14 protein-coding genes and 1 pseudogene are annotated in these 16945 nt (G+C 70.9%); 8 read left to right on the top strand and 7 right to left on the bottom strand.

All coding sequences use genetic code 11. From position 1 onward, the window contains the following. Window positions 1-78 precede the first annotated feature (78 nt). The 3 genes from OG819_RS40075 to OG819_RS40065 all read left to right on the top strand — a co-directional run bounded on the left by OG819_RS40075 (window position 79) and on the right by OG819_RS40065 (window position 4416). Entirely contained in the window at window positions 79-2439 is a 2361-nt protein-coding gene (locus OG819_RS40075; protein ID WP_266654025.1) for a thioester reductase domain-containing protein, read from the top strand. Next, window positions 2436-3572: an alpha/beta fold hydrolase gene (locus OG819_RS40070; protein ID WP_266654020.1), complete on the top strand. Its 1137-nt coding sequence runs from the start codon at window positions 2436-2438 to the stop codon at window positions 3570-3572. Before OG819_RS40075 ends, OG819_RS40070 begins: the two co-directional genes overlap by 4 nt. A 64-nt stretch (window positions 3573-3636) precedes the next feature. Continuing rightward, on the top strand, window positions 3637-4416 hold the full coding sequence (locus OG819_RS40065) for an alpha/beta fold hydrolase (protein WP_266632519.1): 780 nt from the start codon (window positions 3637-3639) through the stop codon (window positions 4414-4416). Between the two features lie 13 nt (window positions 4417-4429). Here OG819_RS40065 and OG819_RS40060 read toward each other — a convergent pair whose 3' ends face one another. The 3 genes and pseudogenes from OG819_RS40060 to OG819_RS40050 all read right to left on the bottom strand — a co-directional run bounded on the left by OG819_RS40060 (window position 4430) and on the right by OG819_RS40050 (window position 6501). After that, window positions 4430-5080: a TetR/AcrR family transcriptional regulator gene (locus OG819_RS40060; RefSeq protein WP_266654016.1), complete on the bottom strand. Its 651-nt coding sequence runs from the start codon at window positions 5078-5080 to the stop codon at window positions 4430-4432. A 77-nt stretch (window positions 5081-5157) separates the two neighbouring features. Beyond that, window positions 5158-5373, bottom strand: a pseudogene (locus tag OG819_RS40055) (2,3-dihydroxybiphenyl 1,2-dioxygenase); the annotation flags it as partial. Window positions 5374-5544: 171 nt separating this feature from the next. Beyond that, window positions 5545-6501: an ABC transporter substrate-binding protein gene (locus OG819_RS40050; protein ID WP_266632523.1), complete on the bottom strand. Its 957-nt coding sequence runs from the start codon at window positions 6499-6501 to the stop codon at window positions 5545-5547. A gap of 332 nt (window positions 6502-6833) precedes the next feature. Here OG819_RS40050 and OG819_RS40045 point away from each other — a divergent pair, with 332 nt between their 5' ends. From OG819_RS40045 to OG819_RS40030, 4 genes are read left to right on the top strand one after another with little or no spacing between them, the layout of a single operon-like run. Beyond that, a complete protein-coding gene (locus OG819_RS40045) occupies window positions 6834-9578 on the top strand; it encodes an ATP-binding protein (protein ID WP_266654014.1) in 2745 nt (914 codons plus the stop codon). 2 nt (window positions 9579-9580) lie between these two features. After that, entirely contained in the window at window positions 9581-10054 is a 474-nt protein-coding gene (locus OG819_RS40040; RefSeq protein ID WP_266431767.1) for a roadblock/LC7 domain-containing protein, read from the top strand. A 59-nt stretch (window positions 10055-10113) separates the two neighbouring features. Continuing rightward, window positions 10114-10545, top strand: coding sequence for a DUF742 domain-containing protein (locus OG819_RS40035; RefSeq protein WP_266634994.1), 432 nt, complete (start codon window positions 10114-10116; stop codon window positions 10543-10545). Beyond that, window positions 10496-11107: an ATP/GTP-binding protein gene (locus OG819_RS40030; RefSeq protein WP_266426118.1), complete on the top strand. Its 612-nt coding sequence runs from the start codon at window positions 10496-10498 to the stop codon at window positions 11105-11107. The genes OG819_RS40035 and OG819_RS40030 overlap by 50 nt, the downstream gene beginning before the upstream one ends. 76 nt (window positions 11108-11183) lie before the next feature. Here the strand turns inward: OG819_RS40030 and OG819_RS40025 are convergent, their stop codons facing one another. The 3 genes from OG819_RS40025 to OG819_RS40015 are packed head-to-tail and all read right to left on the bottom strand — an operon-like array spanning window position 11184 to window position 13695. Next, window positions 11184-11858: an ABC transporter permease gene (locus OG819_RS40025; protein ID WP_266426115.1), complete on the bottom strand. Its 675-nt coding sequence runs from the start codon at window positions 11856-11858 to the stop codon at window positions 11184-11186. After that, a complete protein-coding gene (locus OG819_RS40020; RefSeq protein WP_266632529.1) occupies window positions 11855-12562 on the bottom strand; it encodes an ABC transporter permease in 708 nt (235 codons plus the stop codon). The genes OG819_RS40025 and OG819_RS40020 overlap by 4 nt, the downstream gene beginning before the upstream one ends. After that, the gene (locus tag OG819_RS40015) at window positions 12559-13695 is read right to left on the bottom strand and encodes an ABC transporter ATP-binding protein (protein ID WP_266654012.1); all 1137 of its coding nucleotides are present in this window, start codon (window positions 13693-13695) and stop codon (window positions 12559-12561) included. Before OG819_RS40015 ends, OG819_RS40020 begins: the two co-directional genes overlap by 4 nt. 285 nt (window positions 13696-13980) lie before the next feature. On the opposite strand from OG819_RS40015, the gene OG819_RS40010 reads away from it, so the two are divergent. Further along, window positions 13981-16071 (top strand): GH92 family glycosyl hydrolase, encoded by a 2091-nt coding sequence (locus tag OG819_RS40010; RefSeq protein ID WP_266654010.1) that lies wholly within the window; start codon window positions 13981-13983, stop codon window positions 16069-16071. A gap of 31 nt (window positions 16072-16102) precedes the next feature. On the opposite strand, the gene OG819_RS40005 is transcribed toward OG819_RS40010, so the two are convergent. Further along, window positions 16103-16882: a DeoR/GlpR family DNA-binding transcription regulator gene (locus OG819_RS40005; RefSeq protein WP_266654008.1), complete on the bottom strand. Its 780-nt coding sequence runs from the start codon at window positions 16880-16882 to the stop codon at window positions 16103-16105. Window positions 16883-16945: the final 63 nt, after the last annotated feature.

Below are 16945 nucleotides of genomic sequence, written 5' to 3'. Positions count from 1 at the left end.
ACCGGCGGCGCCGACGGGTGAAGGCGGTGGCAGTGGTGGCAGTGAGCGAAGGGACAAGTCACGGGGTGAAGGGTTCTCATGCGTGAAGTGAACGAGGGCGCGCCGACATACGCCGGACAGCGGGCGACGGCTGAGACGATCGAGCGGGGTGACGGCGGCGGGCTGAGCGTGGACGCCCTGCTGGCGAAGGTGAGGACGGCCACGGCGTCGACGCCGCACGGTACCGACGTGGCCACTCCGGCGGCGGTGGTCCCGGACGTGGTCCTGGACGTGGTCCCGCACGTGGGCCTGAACGTGGGTCCGCACGTGGAGGGTCTGGCCGCCGCTATCGCCGCCGCGGCGGGCCGCCACCTTCCCGAGGGGCACCTGGCGCCCGACGCCGACTTCTTCGACGCCGGGGGCACCTCGGTGGGCGCCGTGGAGCTCGTCGCGACGCTGGAGGACGAGCTGGGCATCGAGATCGCCCTCGACGACGTCTTCGCCGACGCCCGGCCCACCAGCCTCGCCCACCGCTGGCTGTCGATCGCGGGCACCCGGCCGGCGCCCGCACCCGGCGTTCTTCCCGCCCCGGTCTCCCGCACCCCCGTCACCCCCGCCCCGTACTCCACGGCCCGGCCCGAGGACCTCGACCAGATCCTGGCCGACCTGGCGCTCGCCGACCGGCTGCCCTGGACCGACGACCCCGAGCCGGTGCCGCCCCGCCGGATCCTGCTGACCGGCGCCACCGGCTTCCTCGGCAGCCATATGCTCCTCGACCTGCTGCGGCACAGCGACGCCCACGTCTACTGCCTGGTCCGTGCCGCCGACGAGGAGGCGGCCGTCGCGCGGCTCGGCGAGGCGCTCAAGAGCTATGAGCTGCCCTGGTCGTCCGAGGTCCGCCGCCGGGTGACCGTGCTTCCCGGCGACATCCGGCGCCCGCACCTGGGCCTGTCCGACGAACTCTGGACCACGCTCACCCACGAGCTGGACAGCGTCGTCGGCGTGGCGGCCGCCGTGGACTTCCTGCGCGGCTACCAGTCGTTGCGGCAGAGCAACGTCATCGGCTCCCTCACCCTCGCCGAGCTCGCGGCGACCGGCCGGCCGAAGCCGCTGCACCACATCTCCTCCATCGCGGTCTTCAACGAGGTCGGCATCACCGCGATGGGTGAGGACGACCCGCTCGCCCACGTCGACCGCCTTGTCGCGGGCTACGACCAGACCAAGTGGGCGGCCGAGGTCGCCCTGCGACGGGCCCGCGACCACGGCCTGATCGTCACGGCCCTGCGCCCCGGCGGCATCGGCGGCCACACCAGGACCGGCGCCTACAACCCGCAGGACCTCAGCAGTGGCCTCATCTCGGCCTTCGGCCGCTTCCGCACGGTCCCCGCGTTCAACCACCTCAACGCGGCCCCGGTGGACTGGGTGAGCCGGGTCGCGGTCGCCGTCATCTGCGAACCCGACGCGTGGGGCTACGACTACAACCTGACCGGCGTTCCCCACACCCTCGACGACGTCGTGCGGGACATGGCCCTCGGCGGGATGCACGTACGCGTACAGGACTGGGACGAGTGGCGGACGCATGCCCTGGCCCGGCTGGATGCCGAACCGGTGCCCGAACTTGCCTTTCTCGCACGGGTGTTGCAGAGCCCGACCGCGCTCAAACTCTGCGAGGCGACCCTGAAGGGTCCGGCGGCCGCCGCCGAGCGCACCGCCGCGCTCGTCGAGGCGCTCGGGCTGCGGCCCGCCGCCCGCTACGACGCCCAGGCCCAGCTGAGGACGTTCGAGCGGCTCGCCGAGGACGGCCTGGCCCGGTTGCCGCACCGGGACGACCAGCCCTACCTGTGGTTCTCCGAGACGACCGAAGGCGGTGTCGGCCCCGTCGGAGCCCCCGCCGACACCCCCTGCTCGATGGCGCTCACCCTCTCCCTCGCGAGCATGTACCAGCTGGTGAAGGAGCGCCGGGTCGATGTCACCGGCGAGTTGGCGTGCGCGGCGGTGCATCCCGAACCGCTGGTCGTCGAGCGCGGCGACGTCTGGATCCGGCCCGAGGAGGGCATCCCGCAGCGGCACGGTATGCGCCACCGGCTCCTCAGCTACCGCCTGACGTTGCGTGACGCGGATGGTGGTCGCTGGTGGCTGGAGGGCCACAAGTACGCCCGGGCCCGCCGAGACGTGTGGCGCCAGACCCGGGCACTCACCGTCGAGATCGGCCACGAGGGCGCACCGGCGGCCCTGGCGGGCGAGCTCGTCGTGCCCGCCGACAGCTACCTGCGCGACCAGATCGACGGCATCAAGGTCGACCCGCGCCTGACCAGCCAGGAGAAGCGGGCCGCCAAGCTGACCTGGCTCGCCTGGTTCGGCCTGGAGATGGGCCGCGGTCTGCTCGGCCCGTTCGCCCGGGCCGCCGCCGACCTCCTCGACCTGCGCCGCACCCCGACCCCCTCGGAGCAGCACCGATGATCCTCCGGACCACCGACTCCCGTACCAGGCCGACGCTCCGCAGGGTCAGGAGCACCACGGCCCTGCGCCCCCTCCACCACCGCCTCGACCCGGCGCGGGTCGAGGAGATCCCCTTCCGTGCCGACGACGGCGTACGCCTCGGTCTGACCCGCGTCGACAGCGGCGACACGGACCGCCCCGCCGTGCTGCTCCTGCACGGGCACACCGCGTCCGCCGACATGTTCCTGCTGCCCGAGACCCGCAACCTGGTCGACGTCCTGCTCGACGACGGCTACGAGCCCTGGCTGCTCGACTGGCGGGGCAGCTGCCGGCTGCCGTACAACGAGACCGGCCAGAAGTACACGTACGACGACGTCGCCCTGTACGACATCCCCGCGGCCGTCGCCCACGTCCGCGGCCGCATCGGCGACCGGTCGCTGTTCGTGGTCGCCCACTGCGTCGGCTCCCTCACACTGTCGCTCAGCATGACGGCGGGGCTGGTCCCGGGCCTCGCGGGCGTGGTGTCCCAGGGCGTGTTCCTGACGCCGAAGCTCGCGGGCCGCACCTCGCTGCGGATGTCGCTGGCGGGGGAGCTGCTCAGGTCCCGTCTCGATCACATACCGGTCGACATCCGCAAGGCCGGCCTGTGGTCGAAGTACACCCCGCTGTTCGCCCTCGCCTCCCGCGGGGCGAGCTGCCCGGATCCGACCTGTCAGATCCTGCACAACTCGGCGTGGGGGACGGGCGCCTCGCTGTTCGTGCACGAGCACCTGTCCGAGGCCACCCACCACCGGCTCGCCGAACTGCTCGGCCCCGCCCCGCTGTGGATCCTGCCGCATCTGCGCCGCATCGAGCTGGCCCGCACCGTGGTGCGCTGGCACGACGGCGACCATCGCTACCGGGCGCTGCCGCAGAACGCGCTCGACGCGGCGGCCCGTATCGACACCCCCGTCCTGCTGCTCGCCGGCAGCGAGAACGGCCTGTGGCTCGACTCCCAGAAGCTCTGCCACGACGTACTCGCCCGCAGACAGCCGCAGTTGGACGTCACCTACACCGAGATTCCCGGCTACGGCCATCTGGACACGTTCCTCGGCCGGGGCGCCGCCCTCGACGTGTTCGGGCACATCCTCGAATTCCTCGGCGAACGACGGTGACGGCGGCCGGGGCGGCCGGTTACCGTACCCGTCAGTAACCGGACCGCACCGCAGGAGGCCACCCATGCCGCAGCTCGAAGTCGACGGCGCCACACTGACGTACGACGACGAGGGCCCCCACGACGGTGCGGGCGCGCCCCTGGTGTTCATCCACGGCTGGACCGCCAACCGGCACCGCTGGGACCACCAGCTGGCGCACTTCTCCGCCACACGGCGGGTCATACGTGTCGATCTGCGCGGACACGGCGAGAGCGGCGGGTCGGGACGGCGGAGCATCGGGGAGCTGGCCGGGGACGTCCTCGCCGTCCTCGACCACCTGAAGGTCGACCGGTTCGTCCCCGTCGGCCACTCGATGGGCGGGATGATCGCGCAGACCCTGGCGCTGGGCCACCCGGACCGGATCGAGCGCATGGTCCTGGTGAACTCGATCAGCCGGATGACGTACAGCCGGGGGAGGGGCCTGCTGATGGCGGTGTCCACGCGGGTGCCGTTCAAGCTGTTCGTCGCCACCAACATCCAGCGGGCGTTCGCCCCCGGCTACCCGCGCGAGGAGATCAAGGAGTACATCCGGACCTCCGCGTCCACACCGCGGGAGGTGGTCATGACCTGCTACGGCGCGATGCGGTCCTTCGACGTCCTCGACCGGGTCGGGGAGATCCGTGTCCCCACCCTCATGATCCACGGCTACTACGACATCCAGCTGCCCGTCTCCCAGATGCTGCGGATGGCGAAGGCGTACCCGGACGCGGAGGTGCGCATCCTGGACGCCGGCCACGAACTCCCGGTGGAGAAGCCCGAGGAACTCACCTCGACCATCGACCGGTTCCTGACCGAACGCCCCTGAGACGCTCGCGACCCTACGAGGGCGTCGCGATCGGCAGCGGGCGACGGGCGACCTCGTGGGCGTCCTCGGGGGACAGCCCCAGCATGCGCAGGATGAGTTCGGCCATCTCCTCGTCGGCGCCGGGGCCCGACTGCTCGGACCTGGCGGACGACTTCAGCTGGAGGAGTCCGAGGAGGGAGCCGCCGACGGCGCTGAGGGCGACGAGGGGGCTGTCCACCTGGAAGCGGCCGGAGGCGTTGCCCTCCTCGATGTCCCGCAGGGCGCGGGGGCCCAGGCCGAAGTCGGCGTGGATGTAGGGGAGGCCGCCGTAGCGCAGGACGCGGGTGAGTTCCGGGTGCGTGTCGGCGAGCCGGAAGGTCAGCCGGACGCTCACCGCGAACACCTCGGCCGGGTCGTCGAGGTCGCCGGTGATCGAGTCGATCAGATTGCCGTACTCCTCCAGCGCGTCGACGACCGCCGCCTCGAAGAGCTCCGCCTTCGTCTGGAAGTGGTTGTAGAAGGAGCCGAACCCGACGTCGGCGCACTCGGCGATCTGCTGGATGCTGACCTCGCTCGTGCCCTGCTCGGCCAGGATCCGCTGGGCGGCGGCGATCAGGGCGCGGCGGGTCTGGGCGCGCCTGCGTTCGAAGCGGTTGGCGGGCTGGGCGGCGGCTTGATCGGGCATGGGGTCATCCTATCCGCGGCCCCTTCAGAACTGATGAGGAGATCAGCCGGCGGGGGCCGCGGGTCAAGAGGCGAGGGTCAGGTGCTCATCGCCTTCCGCAGCGCCGCGAGACGCGCGGGGTCGAGTTCGTTCTCCTCGCGCGGGGCCGCGACGACCTGCCGCAGCAGGGCCGGGGAGGGGGCGGCGCCGAGGAAGTCGCGGGTGGCCGGCGGGCCCCACTGCGCGAGCCCGGAGGCGGACATCGCGGCCCCGCCCGGTTCGACGGTGCGGTGGAAGAGGTCTCCGTCGGTGAAGGCCGGGGTGGGGAGCGGGCGGCGTGCGGGACGCGGGCGAGCCTGGGCGGTCGCGGCGCGGTGGTGTTCTCGCGGCGACGGGCCGGGACGCGCGCAGGGCGCCGCCCGGCCTTCAGGGATGCGCAAAGGCCGGAGCGGACGCCCGCTCCGGCCTTTGCGCATCCGTCAGAGCTACAGTCCGGCGGTCGACAGCCAGGTCTTGGCCACGTCCAGCGGGTCCTTGTTGTCGTTCTGCACCTGGGCGTTGAGCTTGACCAGGGTGTCCGTGTCGAGCTTCGCCGATACGGCGTTGAGCGCGGAAACTCCGGCGGAGGAGAGACCGCTCTTGTAGGCCAACGGCGTCACATTCTCAAAGCCGAAGAGATTCTTCGGGTCTTGAAGGACCACGAACTTGTTCTTGGTGATTCCGGGGTCGGTCGTGAAAAGATCCGCGGCCTGAATGTTGTTGCCCTTCAGGGCCGCCACGGTGAGCGGACCGCCCGCGTCCAGCGCCTTGAACGACTTGAATTCAAGGCCGTATTCGGACTTGAGGCCCAGCAGCCCCTGCTTGCGCGTCTGGAACTCCGGCGATCCACCGATGGTCACGTCCTTGGCCAGGTCGGCGAGGTCGGCGATGGTCGACGAGGTCGTGAGCTTGTACTTCTTGGCGGTCGCCTCGTTGACCGCGATCGCGTCCTTGTCCTCCGCCTTGGAGGGCTCGAGCAGGGTCAGCTTGGAATCGAGCGCGGCCGTGATGGCCTTGCTGGTGTCCTCGACCGTGGTCGGGGCCGCCTTGGCGTTCAGGTAGGCCAGCAGTGCGCCGTTGTACTCGGGCAGGACCGTGATCGTGCCGTTCTTGATCAGCCCGTAGGTGGTCTCGCGGCTACCGATGTTCAACTTGTAACTGACCTTGACGCCCTTGGCCTTCAGGGCCTCGCCGTAGATGTCGGCGAGCAGGATGCTCTCGGGGAAGTTGTTGGAGCCGACCACGACCGTGCCGCCCTTGGCGGAGTCGCCCTTCAGCGGGTCCTTGCTGCCGGAGTCGTCGGAGGAGCCGCAGCCCGTGAGGGCGGCCGCGGCCACGACCAGCAGGGATGCAGCGTACGTTGCGGTCGTTTTGGTGCTTCTGGCGTGGGTCACGTTGGTCATCCAGACTTCTGCATGGGCGGTCGACGGCCGGAAGGCATGGCGTGATGACGATCCAATCGAGCCCAGTAACGCACCGTCAAGACACGAATAGATCACCGATGGAGACCGCACGGCTTCGACGCGTGGGCGCAACCTGACCGAAACGGCAGCGAATCCGACGTATCACCACGTCACTTTTTGGTTGATCATGGCCGTACTCTTGCGGCAGCCGCTAATGTTGGCCGAGTCGGGGGACCTGGTTCCACTTGCTCGGCCCGAGCGTGCTGACGTGACCCGAGTCAACGCAGCCCGGGCTGCGGGCTTCCAATTGGGAATGAAGTCAAGGAGGTTTGGTGCCCGCGCACAGGAAAGCCGCCCGGGGGCCGCAGACCACGGCTCCCCGAATAGGCCGGACGCCCTCCCTCCTCGACCGTTGGCCTTTCCGTCGGAAACTCAACGTCCTGGTGATTGTTCCGCTCGCCGTCGTTTCGGCGATGATGGCCTACATCACCTACTCCGAGATCGACTTGGCCCGTTCCGCCGCCGAGACCACCCGGCTCGTCCAGGACAGCGCGCAGGTCACCAAGCTCATCGACGGTGTCCAGACCGAACACCGGCAGGCGCTCCTCGTCTCCCTGCGCTACGAGGCGGCCCGCTCCGGCGAAAAGGCGCCCGACACCTCCGCCTTCCTTCAGGCGCAGCAGAAGGTCACCGCCCAGGCGGAGGCCGTACGGTCCACCTACGGAGACCGACTGCCCGACGCCGAGGCCCAGGCGCTCAAGGAGTTGGAGGGCCTCGACAGCCTCCGCAAGACCATCGAAGAGGGCCCGATCCCCGCCGACAACATCGACCCGGCCTACGGATCGGTCATCGAGGGCCTCATCAACGGCCTCGGCCTCGGTCAGTCGGGCGGCGAGTCGTCGGAGTCCGCGGGCAATCTGCTCGACGCGCTGCTGCGCGCCGACACCGCCCACGCGTCCTTCGAGACCAGCGTGTTCGCGGCCCGGACCCGTGACCCCAACGCGCTCATCGAGTACACCGGAGCCGTCGGCGACTACGAGCAGTACACCTACCAGGCCGAGCGGTTCACCCGGTTCGCCAGCCAGGAGCAGGGCGCCGAGCTCGCCTCGATCGAGCACAGCCCGTACCAGAGCGTCGTCGCCCAGCACTACGCCGCGCTGCAGGTCGACCCCAGCGGTCTGGTCGCCGAGAGCGACTCGCAGTTGCGTGCCGCGCTCGACGACGCCCTGGCCGCCGACCCGACGTACCAGCGGCAGGCACAGAACCGGCTGAAGATCACCGAGTCGCTCATCCACCAGATCGCCGCCGACACCCAGAAAGCGTCCAGCGACGCCTGGTGGCAGGTGCTGTGGCTGGTGGGCGCCAACCTCGCCGCCTTCGCGGCCTGGATCCTGTTCTCCGTGCTGATGCGGCGTTCCGTGGTGCGGACCGTGAAGACCCTCACCGAGGCGGCGCAGCACGTGGCCGCCGCGGCCGAGAGCGAACTCGCCCGGGTCGCCGACGACGACGCCGACGACGCGAGCCCGCCGCGCCTCGAAGCCGTACCCGTGCCGGTCCGCGACGAGATCGGTGAACTCGCCGAAGCCTTCAACCAGGTGCAGGTCACGGCCACCGCCCTGCTGGAGCGCCAGGTCATCAGCCGCCGCAACATCGCCGAGATGTTCGGCAACGTCGGCCACCGTGTCAGCAACCTGACCGCTCGTCAGCTCGTGCTGATCGACTCGGTGGAGCGCGGCGAGACCGACCCGGAGGTACTGGACCGGCTCTACCGCATCGACCACATCGCGGTACGCCTCCAGCGCAACGCCGACAGCCTGATGCTGCTCGCCGGCATCCGCGAGACGGGCCTCAGCACCGGGCCCATGCGGCTCAGCAACATCGTCCGTGCCGCGCTCGGCCAGATCGAGGGATACCAGCGGGTCACCCCGCACGCCGAGGGCGATGTCACCGTCGCCCCCGACATCGTCGGTGACCTCACACTGATGCTCGCCGAACTGCTGGAGAACGCGGTGACGTTCTCCCCGGCGTCCAGCAGTGTCGAAGTGGTCCTGCGGCCCCGGCACGGCTCCGGCGGCCACGCCCTGATCGAGATCATCGACCACGGGCTCGGGATGAGCGCGGAGCGGCTGGAGGAGGAGAACGCCCGCCTGATCCGCCGTGAGCGGCTCGACCTGGCCCCGACCGAGGTCCTCGGCCTCTTCGTGGTCGGCGGTCTGTCCCGGCGCTGGGGCATCGAGGTCGTCCTGACCCGCACCCCGGGCGGCGGCGTCACCGCCACCGTCGCGGTGCCCGGCTCGCATCTGCTGCTCGCCGACCCCACCGGAGCCGCGACGCGAGCCCCGCACATCCTGCCGCCGCCGCGCCGCTCCGGCGGGCTCGAACCACGCCCCGCGGAGGTCGACCCGGAGCCCGGCCCGTCGTCCCTGCCCCGCAGGATCCCGGCACGCAACCGGGGAGCCGACGGCCACACGGGCCGTCAGGACCCGACCGGCGACGGCGCCATGGGCGGCTACGGCGGCCTCGCCGCATCCCGGCCCAGGCCGGGTGGCACACCCGCCACCACGACCCCGGCGGCCGCGCGGCGCACGGGCGCCGCGGAGCGCGAGACAGCGGGACGCGGCGCGCCTCAGGGCGCGGCCGGCGGCCCGGACCACCAGCGTGGCACCGGCCCCGGCAGCGGGCTCGGACAGCCGCCCCGTGGCGCGGGCACCCCTCGCGGCTCCGGTACGGCCCCCTCGGCGCCCGGCAGCGCCCCGGCGCGACCGGGCGAGGGCGGCCCCAGTCCGCTCAGGCGGCGTGTGCGCGGCGCGACCCTGCAGGCCACCACCGCCTCGACCCGGCTTCCCAAACAGACCATCACCAACCCACGGCCGCCCGCCTGGCAGACCGCCGACGCGGAAGCGGCACGATCCGAGATCGACGAGTTGGAGGAAGCCGTCCTGCGGGCCGAGCGCGAGAGCGCGGCACAGGCCCGTCGTACCGGCTTCGGGTCGGCCCGTTCAGGGGGCCGTCCCGACACCTCCGGCGAGTCCAGCACAGAGAACAGACCCTCATTCCCGGAAGGCACGAGCAAGTGACCATGTGGACAGGTGAACCGGAGTCCGCGGCCGTGGAACCGGCGACGGACGTGAAGACAGCCGCTGCCGACTTCAATTGGCTGCTCAATCGTTTCGCCACCGAGACCGCCGGCGTCGTCGACGTGATCGGGGTGTCCTCCGACGGTCTGCTGATCGCGGTGTCCCAACTGCGCGGCAAGGCGGACTCGGAGCGGCTCGCGGCCATCGTCTCCGGGATCACCAGCCTCGCCATGGGCGCGTCCGGCAACTACGGCCTCGGCGGGCTCAACAAGGTCATCATCGACCTGGAGGAAGGGCACGTCCTGGTGTCCGCGCTCGGCGCGGGCGCGGTGCTCGGCGTGGTCGCCTCCAAGGAGGCGAAGCTCGGGAACATCGCGTACGAGATGACCCTGTTCGCCAACCGCGCCGGTGCCGCTCTGAGCCCGCAACTGGTCATGGAGCTCAAGAACACCGTGGGGATCGCGCCGACCGGTTGACGGTCGGCGGGGGCGTCACGAAGGCCGGGACGACCCGCGAGGTGAAGGGTGAGGACGAGATGACGGCCGGCGAGCCATCAGCCGCCGACGACGACGCATGGGGAGCGGAGCACCCCCCGTCGATCGTTCGGCCATTCCTGCTGACCGCGGGGCGGATCGCCGGCGGTGACAGCCTGGTACCGACGATTCCGATCGAGACGCAGGTCGTCGCGACCGATCTCGGTCTGGCGACGCTGGACGCCTTCGTCTTCGACCAGCACCGCGACATCATCACGGTCTGCCGTCAGCCGCTGTCGCTGGCGGAGATCGCGGCGAAGCTGCGGATGCATTTGAATGTGATCAGGGTGCTCGCCGACGATCTGCGCGCCGACGGTCAACTGGCCTTGTACGCACCGCAGGCCGAATCCGCCCGCGACGCCACCGTATTGCGAAGGGTTATCGATGGTCTCCGAGCTATCCCCGACTCCCGGGGCGCGATCCGTGAGCGCTGACACCGAGGGTCCCCGGCCGCCGATGCCGGTCAAGATGGTGATCGCGGGCGGCTTCGGCGTGGGCAAGACCACCACCGTGGGTGCCATCTCCGAAATCGAGCCGCTCACCACCGAGGCGTCCATCACCTCGGTCGCCGCGGGCATCGACGACCTCTCCCACACCCCGGAGAAGATGACGACCACCGTCGCCATGGACTTCGGCTGTGTCACGCTCGACCCGACCCTGAAGCTCTATCTGTTCGGCACCCCCGGCCAGGAGCGCTTCGGGTTCATGTGGGACGACCTGGTCGAGGGCGCCCTCGGCGGGCTCGTCATCGTCGACACCCGTCGGCTCGACGACTGCTACGCGGCCGTCGACTACTTCGAGCACCGCGAGATCCCCTTCGCGGTGGCCGTCAACGCCTTCGACGGCAAGGTCGAACACGATCTGAACGACGTGCGGTGGGCCCTCGACGTGGGCGACCACGTGCCGCTCACCGTGTTCGACGCCCGCGAGCGCGGGTCCGTACGGGACGCGCTCCTCGTCGTCCTCGAACACGCCCTGGCGACCGCGGAACAGTGAACAAGAGAAGAAGGGGGGACGGGCCCGCCGCCCGTCCCCCCTTCTTCTTGGCTCTCCTCGAGGCCGTGAGACCTCCTCAGGCCGTACGGCGCCTGCGCACCCCGGGGGACACCGCCACTCGGGTCACGGCCCAGAACAGGACGAGGACGAGCAGCGCCAGGATCGCGGTGAGAGCCGCGCCGCCCACGACCTTCTCGTAGTCGCGCTGGTAGAGGCCGTCCAGGATGTAACGGCCGACCCCGCCCAGGCTCACATAGGCCGCGATCGTCGCCGTGGACACGATCTGGATCGCCGCCGAACGCAGACCGCTGAGGATCAGCGGCAGCGCCGCCGGCACTTCGACCTGGAACAGGACCTTCCCCTCCGGCATGCCCATTCCACGGGCGGCGTCGACGGGGGAGGGATCCAGGGTGCGGATCGCCTCGTACGTGGTGATGAGGATGGGCGGGATCGCCAGCACCACGAGTGGGATCATCACCGGCACGATGCCGAGGCCGAGCCAGACGAACATCAGCACCAGCAGGCCGAAGGTGGGCAGCGCCCGGGCACCCGCCGACACGAAGGCCAGCGCGTTGCCGCCGCGGCCCGTGTGTCCGGTGACCAGGCCGATAGGCAGCCCGACAGCCGCGGCGATCGCGAGCGCCCCGGCGGTGTACTGGAGGTGTTCCCACACGCGCTGCGGGATCCCGTCGTACCCGTGCCAGTGAGACCCGTCGGTGAAGAAGGACTGAATGAAGTCGAGTACGTTCACGAGACGCTCTCCGGTGTGCGGGCGGCGCCCGCGATCGTGGACGTACGGCGTGCGGCCTTGCGGCCGGAGGCCGGCTGCCAGGGGGTGAGCACGCGGCGCAGCAGGACGAGCACGGCGTCGACCAGTACCGCGAGAACGGCGGTGGTGACCACCGAGTTCACGGCGAGGAGAGGGCGGTGGTAGAGCATTGCCGTGGTGAGCAGGTTGCCCAGCGCTCCCTGGTTGCCGATCAGCGAGCCGACGCTTACCAGACTGATGCTGGACGCGGTCGCCACGCGCAGCCCGGCCATGATCGCGGGTACGGCGATGGGCAGTTGGACCTGGAGGTAGCGCCGCAGCGAACCGATGCCCATGGCCGCGGCGGCGGCGTTCGTCTCCTCGGGGACCGAGCGGACGCCGTCGACGACCGCCGGGACGAGGACCACCAGACTGTAGAGGGTCAGCGGGATCATCACGGTGGTCTTGCTCAGCCCGGTGTAGTCGATGAGCACCACGAAGAAGGCGATCGACGGGATCGCGTAGAGCACCGTGGTGGTCCAGAGGACCGGCGGATAGACCCAGTTGACGCGGACGCACAGCAGGCCGATCGGCAGCGCCAGCAGAAGGCCGATGAGAACAGGGACCAGTGCCTCCTGCATGTGTGTGGAGATCAGGCCGAGATAGCTGCTCTGGAGGTCGCTCGGGATGTCGAAGAAGCCGTTCATCGCGTGGCCTTCACCGTGGAGACGCCCTCGGAGTCCGCGGCACGGCGCTGCCTGGCCGCGCGGATCGCCGTGGCGACCGACTCCTGCCCGGCGAGCCCCAGTACGCGTCCCGCCCCGTCCACGGCGACCGCGTGACCGGTGGGCGAGAGCACCGCCCGGTCCAGCGCGACCCGCAGCGAGTCCTTGCCGACCTCGAAGGCCTGCCCGTACGGCTCCAGTGCGCGCATTTCACCGGCCCACACCGTCAGGTCGGCCCAGCCCAGCGGCTTTCCGTCCGCGTCGGTGACCAGGACCGGTTCCGTGCCGCCCGGCTTCCCGGCGAGCTGCTTCCAGTCGGTGCCGACCGGGAAGACCCGGGAGCGGTCGAGCTCGAGGTCGCGGGTGGACAGGAAGGACAGCCCGCGGATGCCCCGGTCGCCGCCGAGGAACTCCTCCACGAACGCGTCGGCGGGCGCCGACAACAGCTCGTCGGGGGCGGCGAACTGGGCGAGCTTGCCACCGGTGCGCAGTACGGCGACGCGGTCACCGATCGTGATGGCCTCGTCCATGTCGTGGGTGACGAACACGATGGCCTTGCCCAGCTCGCCCTGGATGCGCAGCAACTCCTCCTGCAGACCGCGGCGGACGACCGGGTCGACGGCGGAGAAGGGCTCGTCCATCAACAGGATCGGCGGGTCGGCGGCGAGTGCGCGGGCGACACCGACGCGCTGCTGCTGGCCGCCGGAGAGCTGGTAGGGGTAGCGGCGGGCCATGGCCGGGTCCAGGCCCACCCGTTCCATCAGTTCCGCCGCGCGGGCGCGGGCACGCTGCTTGGACCAGCCGAGCAGCCGCGGCACCGTGGCGATGTTGTCGAGGATGGTGCGGTGCTGGAAGAGCCCCGCGTTCTGGATGACGTAACCCATCGACTGGCGCAGGGCGTTGACCGGCTTGCGGAGGATGTCCTCGCCGTCGACGCGGATCGTGCCGCTGCTGGGCTCGATCATGCGGTTGATCATCCGCAGTGTGGTGGTCTTGCCGCACCCCGAAGGCCCGACGAGCACGGTGATCGAGTGGTTCGGTATCTGCAGGGAGAGGCGATCGACGGCCACCGTGCCGTCGGCATATCGCTTGCTGACATCTTCGATGGCTATCAAGCGTCGAAACCCTTCGGGAACGGCTGTGATCGGACGTGACCGGATCACATGCACGAGGGTGCGTAGTCTAGCCAGTTGGCGCATGCGTTCGGGTATTGCGGGGTGGCCGGTTGTGGTGGGTGCGCAGGTGGAGCCCGTCGCGTCGTACGTGGCGGCCGGGTGAAACCGGGCGCCCCGCCGTGCGGGTGATTTCCGGGCGTGGCGGCCCGGAGGCGATGACGTCCGCGGTGAGACTGTCGCCCTCGTACCCTGTCGCCCCTCCCGCCACAGCCCGGAGAGACCCACTTGCGATTCCCCTTCCGCCGGGCCGCGCTGGCCGGCGCCGCCGCGCTCGTCGTGTCGTCCGCGCCGGCCGCACCCGCCGCCGCGGACTACACGGTGGCCGACCCGGCCCAGTACGTGAACCCCTTCGTCGGTACCGCGCCCGGAGGGGCCGATTTCGGCCATGGCGGTGGTGCCGGAAACACCTTCCCCGGCGCGACCGCGCCGCTCGGCGGGGTGCAGTGGAGCCCTGACACGGTGACCTACCAGCACGGCGGGTACGCGTACGGGGACAACCGGATCAGAGGGTTCAGCCTCACTCACCTCTCCGGGGCCGGCTGCAAGGGCTACGGCAATGTGCCCTTCATGCCCACGCTCGCCGGCGACACCACCGGGCAGGCGACCTTCTCGCACGCCAACGAGCGGGCGACACCCGGAAACTACCGGGTCACCTTCGACAACGGCATCGGCAGCGAACTCACCGCCACCCAGCGCTCCGGCATCGCCCGTTTCACCTACCCGGCCACCGACGACCGTCCCGCCGCGCTGAGCGTCGACGCGGGCAGGGCGTTCAACAAGGCCACCGGAACGGTCGACATCGGAACCGACACCCTGTCCGGCTTCACCGACAGCGGCGGCTTCTGCAAATCCGCCAACCGCTACCGGCTCTACTTCCACGCGGTGTTCGACCACCCCTTCGCCCACGCCGCCCATCCGGACGGCAGACCGGGCGCCGCGCAGGTCTCCTTCGGTCCCGACGTACGCACGGTGACCGTACGCGTCGGCGTCTCCTTCGTCAGCGTCGACGGCGCCCGCCGCAACATCGCCGCTGAGCAGCACACGAACTCCTACGACCAGATCCGGCGGGCCGCCCGCGCCCGGTGGAACGACTGGCTCGGCCGTATCAGTGTCGGCGGCGGCACCGACACCCAGCGCCGGGTCTTCTACACCGCCCTGTACCACTCGCTCCTGCACCCCAGCGCCTTCAGCGACGCCGACGGCCGCTACCCCGGCATGGACGGCCACATCCACACCACTGCCTCCGGACACGTCCAGTACGCGAACTTCTCCGGCTGGGACGTCTACCGCTCCCAGGTCCAACTGCTCGCACTGCTGGCCCCCCACGAAGCCTCCGACATCGCGCGGTCCGTCCTCAACCAGGGCATCCAGGCGGGCTACTTCGACCGCTGGACCCTCGCCAACGGCGGCACCGGCGTCATGGTCGGCGACCCGCTGCCCGTCATCGCCTCAGCCGTCCACGCCTTCGGCGCCACCGACTTCGACGCCCGCGGCCTGCTGCGCGCCGCCATGGCGGGCCGCAAGGACAAGCGCCAGCGGCCCGGACACGCGCAGTACGACTCCCTCGGCTACATCCCCGCCGGCACCAAGGGAGTGTGGGGCTCGGCGGCCACCACCCTCGAATACGCCGTCTGTGACTACGCGTTGGCCCAGCTCGCCCACCGTCTCGGCGACACGGCGGCCTACGCCACCCTGCTGAAGGCCTCCGGGAACTGGCGCAACCTCTTCAACCCCGCCACCGGCTACCTCCAGCCGCGCGCGGCCGACGGCACCTGGCCGGCCTTCACCCCCGCGCAGACCAAGGAGTACGTCGAGGGCAACGCCGCCCAGTACACCTGGATGGTCCCGCACGACCTGCCCGGCCTCTTCACCCTGATGGGCGGGCACGCCGCCGTCACCGCCCGCCTCGACACCTTCTTCACCCGGCTCAACGCGGGCGGCACCCAGCCCTACGCCTACCTCGGCAACGAGCCCTCCTTCGACACCCCTTGGGCGTACGACTTCGCGGGCCGCCCCGACCGCGCCCGCGACACCGTCCGCCGCGCCCTGGCCACCCTGTTCAGCGACCGCCCCGACGGCCTCGTCGGCAACGACGACCTCGGCGCGATGTCCTCCTGGGCCGTGTGGGCGAGCCTCGGCATGTACCCGCAAGCCGCCGGCACGGGGCAACTCGCCCTGGCCGAACCGGCCTTCCCCAGCACCGTCGTGCACCGCCCCGGCGGCCCCAGGGTGGTGCTCGCCGCGCCCGACGCCTCCGCCACCAGCCGCGACATCCGCACGCTCACCGTCACCGCGCCGCAGCGGACGGGTTCGTGAAACCGGCGTCGCGGCAGCGGGGTCGGGGTCGTCAGACGGCGACGACCCCGACCCCCGCCTCCGTGAACCGCCGCACCGTCTCCTCGTCCACCGCCGAGTCGGTGACCAGCGTGTCCACCGACTCGGTCGCGCAGATCCGGGCGAAGGCGCGCCGTCCCAGCTTGCTGGAGTCGGCGGCGACGATCACACGCTCGGCGCGCTCGCACAGCAGCCGGTTGATCGCCGCCTCGGCCTCGTCGTGGGCGGCCGCCCCGTGCGTCACATCGAAGGCGACCACGCCCAGGACGGCGACGTCCATGGTGATCTGGCTGAGCACACCGTCCGCGAGGGGCCCGACCAGCTCGTACGACTGCGGGCGGGCCACCCCGCCGGTCAGCACGATCTTGAACTGAGGCCGCACGGCGAGTTCATTGGCGATGTTGAGCGCGTTCGTCACGATGGTCAGCGCGGGCGACCCCGAGGTGAGATCGGAGCGTACCGCCAGTGCGCGGGCCACCTCGGTGGTGGTCGTGCCGCCGGTGAGGCCCACCGCCTCGCCGGGCGCGACGAGATCGGCCACCGCCTTCGCGATGCGCTGCTTCTCCGAGGCGTGCCGGGCGGTCTTGTAGCGCAGCGGCAGTTCGTACGACACCCCGTGCACGACCGCGCCGCCCCGGGTGCGTACGAGCATCTGCTGCTCGGCGAGCTGGTCGAAGTCGCGCCGGATGGTCGCGGCCGACACTTCCAGCTCGGCCGCGGCCTGCTCGACCTCCAGCCGGCCCCGCTCCACGAGCAGTTCCAGCAGCGCCTTCCAGCGGGCGTCGCGCGACATCCGCACCCTCCGTTCCTCGATCCTTCGCGACCCTAGCGCACCCCCGGCGTACGGCATTCCCCG

The organism is Streptomyces sp. NBC_01549, from assembly GCF_026339955.1.
In the GTDB taxonomy this organism is placed as follows: domain Bacteria; phylum Actinomycetota; class Actinomycetes; order Streptomycetales; family Streptomycetaceae; genus Streptomyces.
Note: the sequence above shows the minus strand (reverse complement) of the source record. Positions and strands in the feature narration are given on the sequence as shown.

Coding starts and splice junctions, on each gene's coding strand:
- OG819_RS40075 (WP_266654025.1), top strand. CDS start 79: ATGCGTGAAGTGAACGAGGGCGCGCCGACATACGCCGGACAGCGGGCG.
- OG819_RS40070 (WP_266654020.1), top strand. CDS start 2,436: ATGATCCTCCGGACCACCGACTCCCGTACCAGGCCGACGCTCCGCAGG.
- OG819_RS40065 (WP_266632519.1), top strand. CDS start 3,637: ATGCCGCAGCTCGAAGTCGACGGCGCCACACTGACGTACGACGACGAG.
- OG819_RS40060 (WP_266654016.1), bottom strand. CDS start 5,080: ATGCCCGATCAAGCCGCCGCCCAGCCCGCCAACCGCTTCGAACGCAGG.
- OG819_RS40050 (WP_266632523.1), bottom strand. CDS start 6,501: ATGACCAACGTGACCCACGCCAGAAGCACCAAAACGACCGCAACGTAC.
- OG819_RS40040 (WP_266431767.1), top strand. CDS start 9,581: ATGTGGACAGGTGAACCGGAGTCCGCGGCCGTGGAACCGGCGACGGAC.
- OG819_RS40035 (WP_266634994.1), top strand. CDS start 10,114: ATGACGGCCGGCGAGCCATCAGCCGCCGACGACGACGCATGGGGAGCG.
- OG819_RS40030 (WP_266426118.1), top strand. CDS start 10,496: ATGGTCTCCGAGCTATCCCCGACTCCCGGGGCGCGATCCGTGAGCGCT.
- OG819_RS40020 (WP_266632529.1), bottom strand. CDS start 12,562: ATGAACGGCTTCTTCGACATCCCGAGCGACCTCCAGAGCAGCTATCTC.
- OG819_RS40005 (WP_266654008.1), bottom strand. CDS start 16,882: ATGTCGCGCGACGCCCGCTGGAAGGCGCTGCTGGAACTGCTCGTGGAG.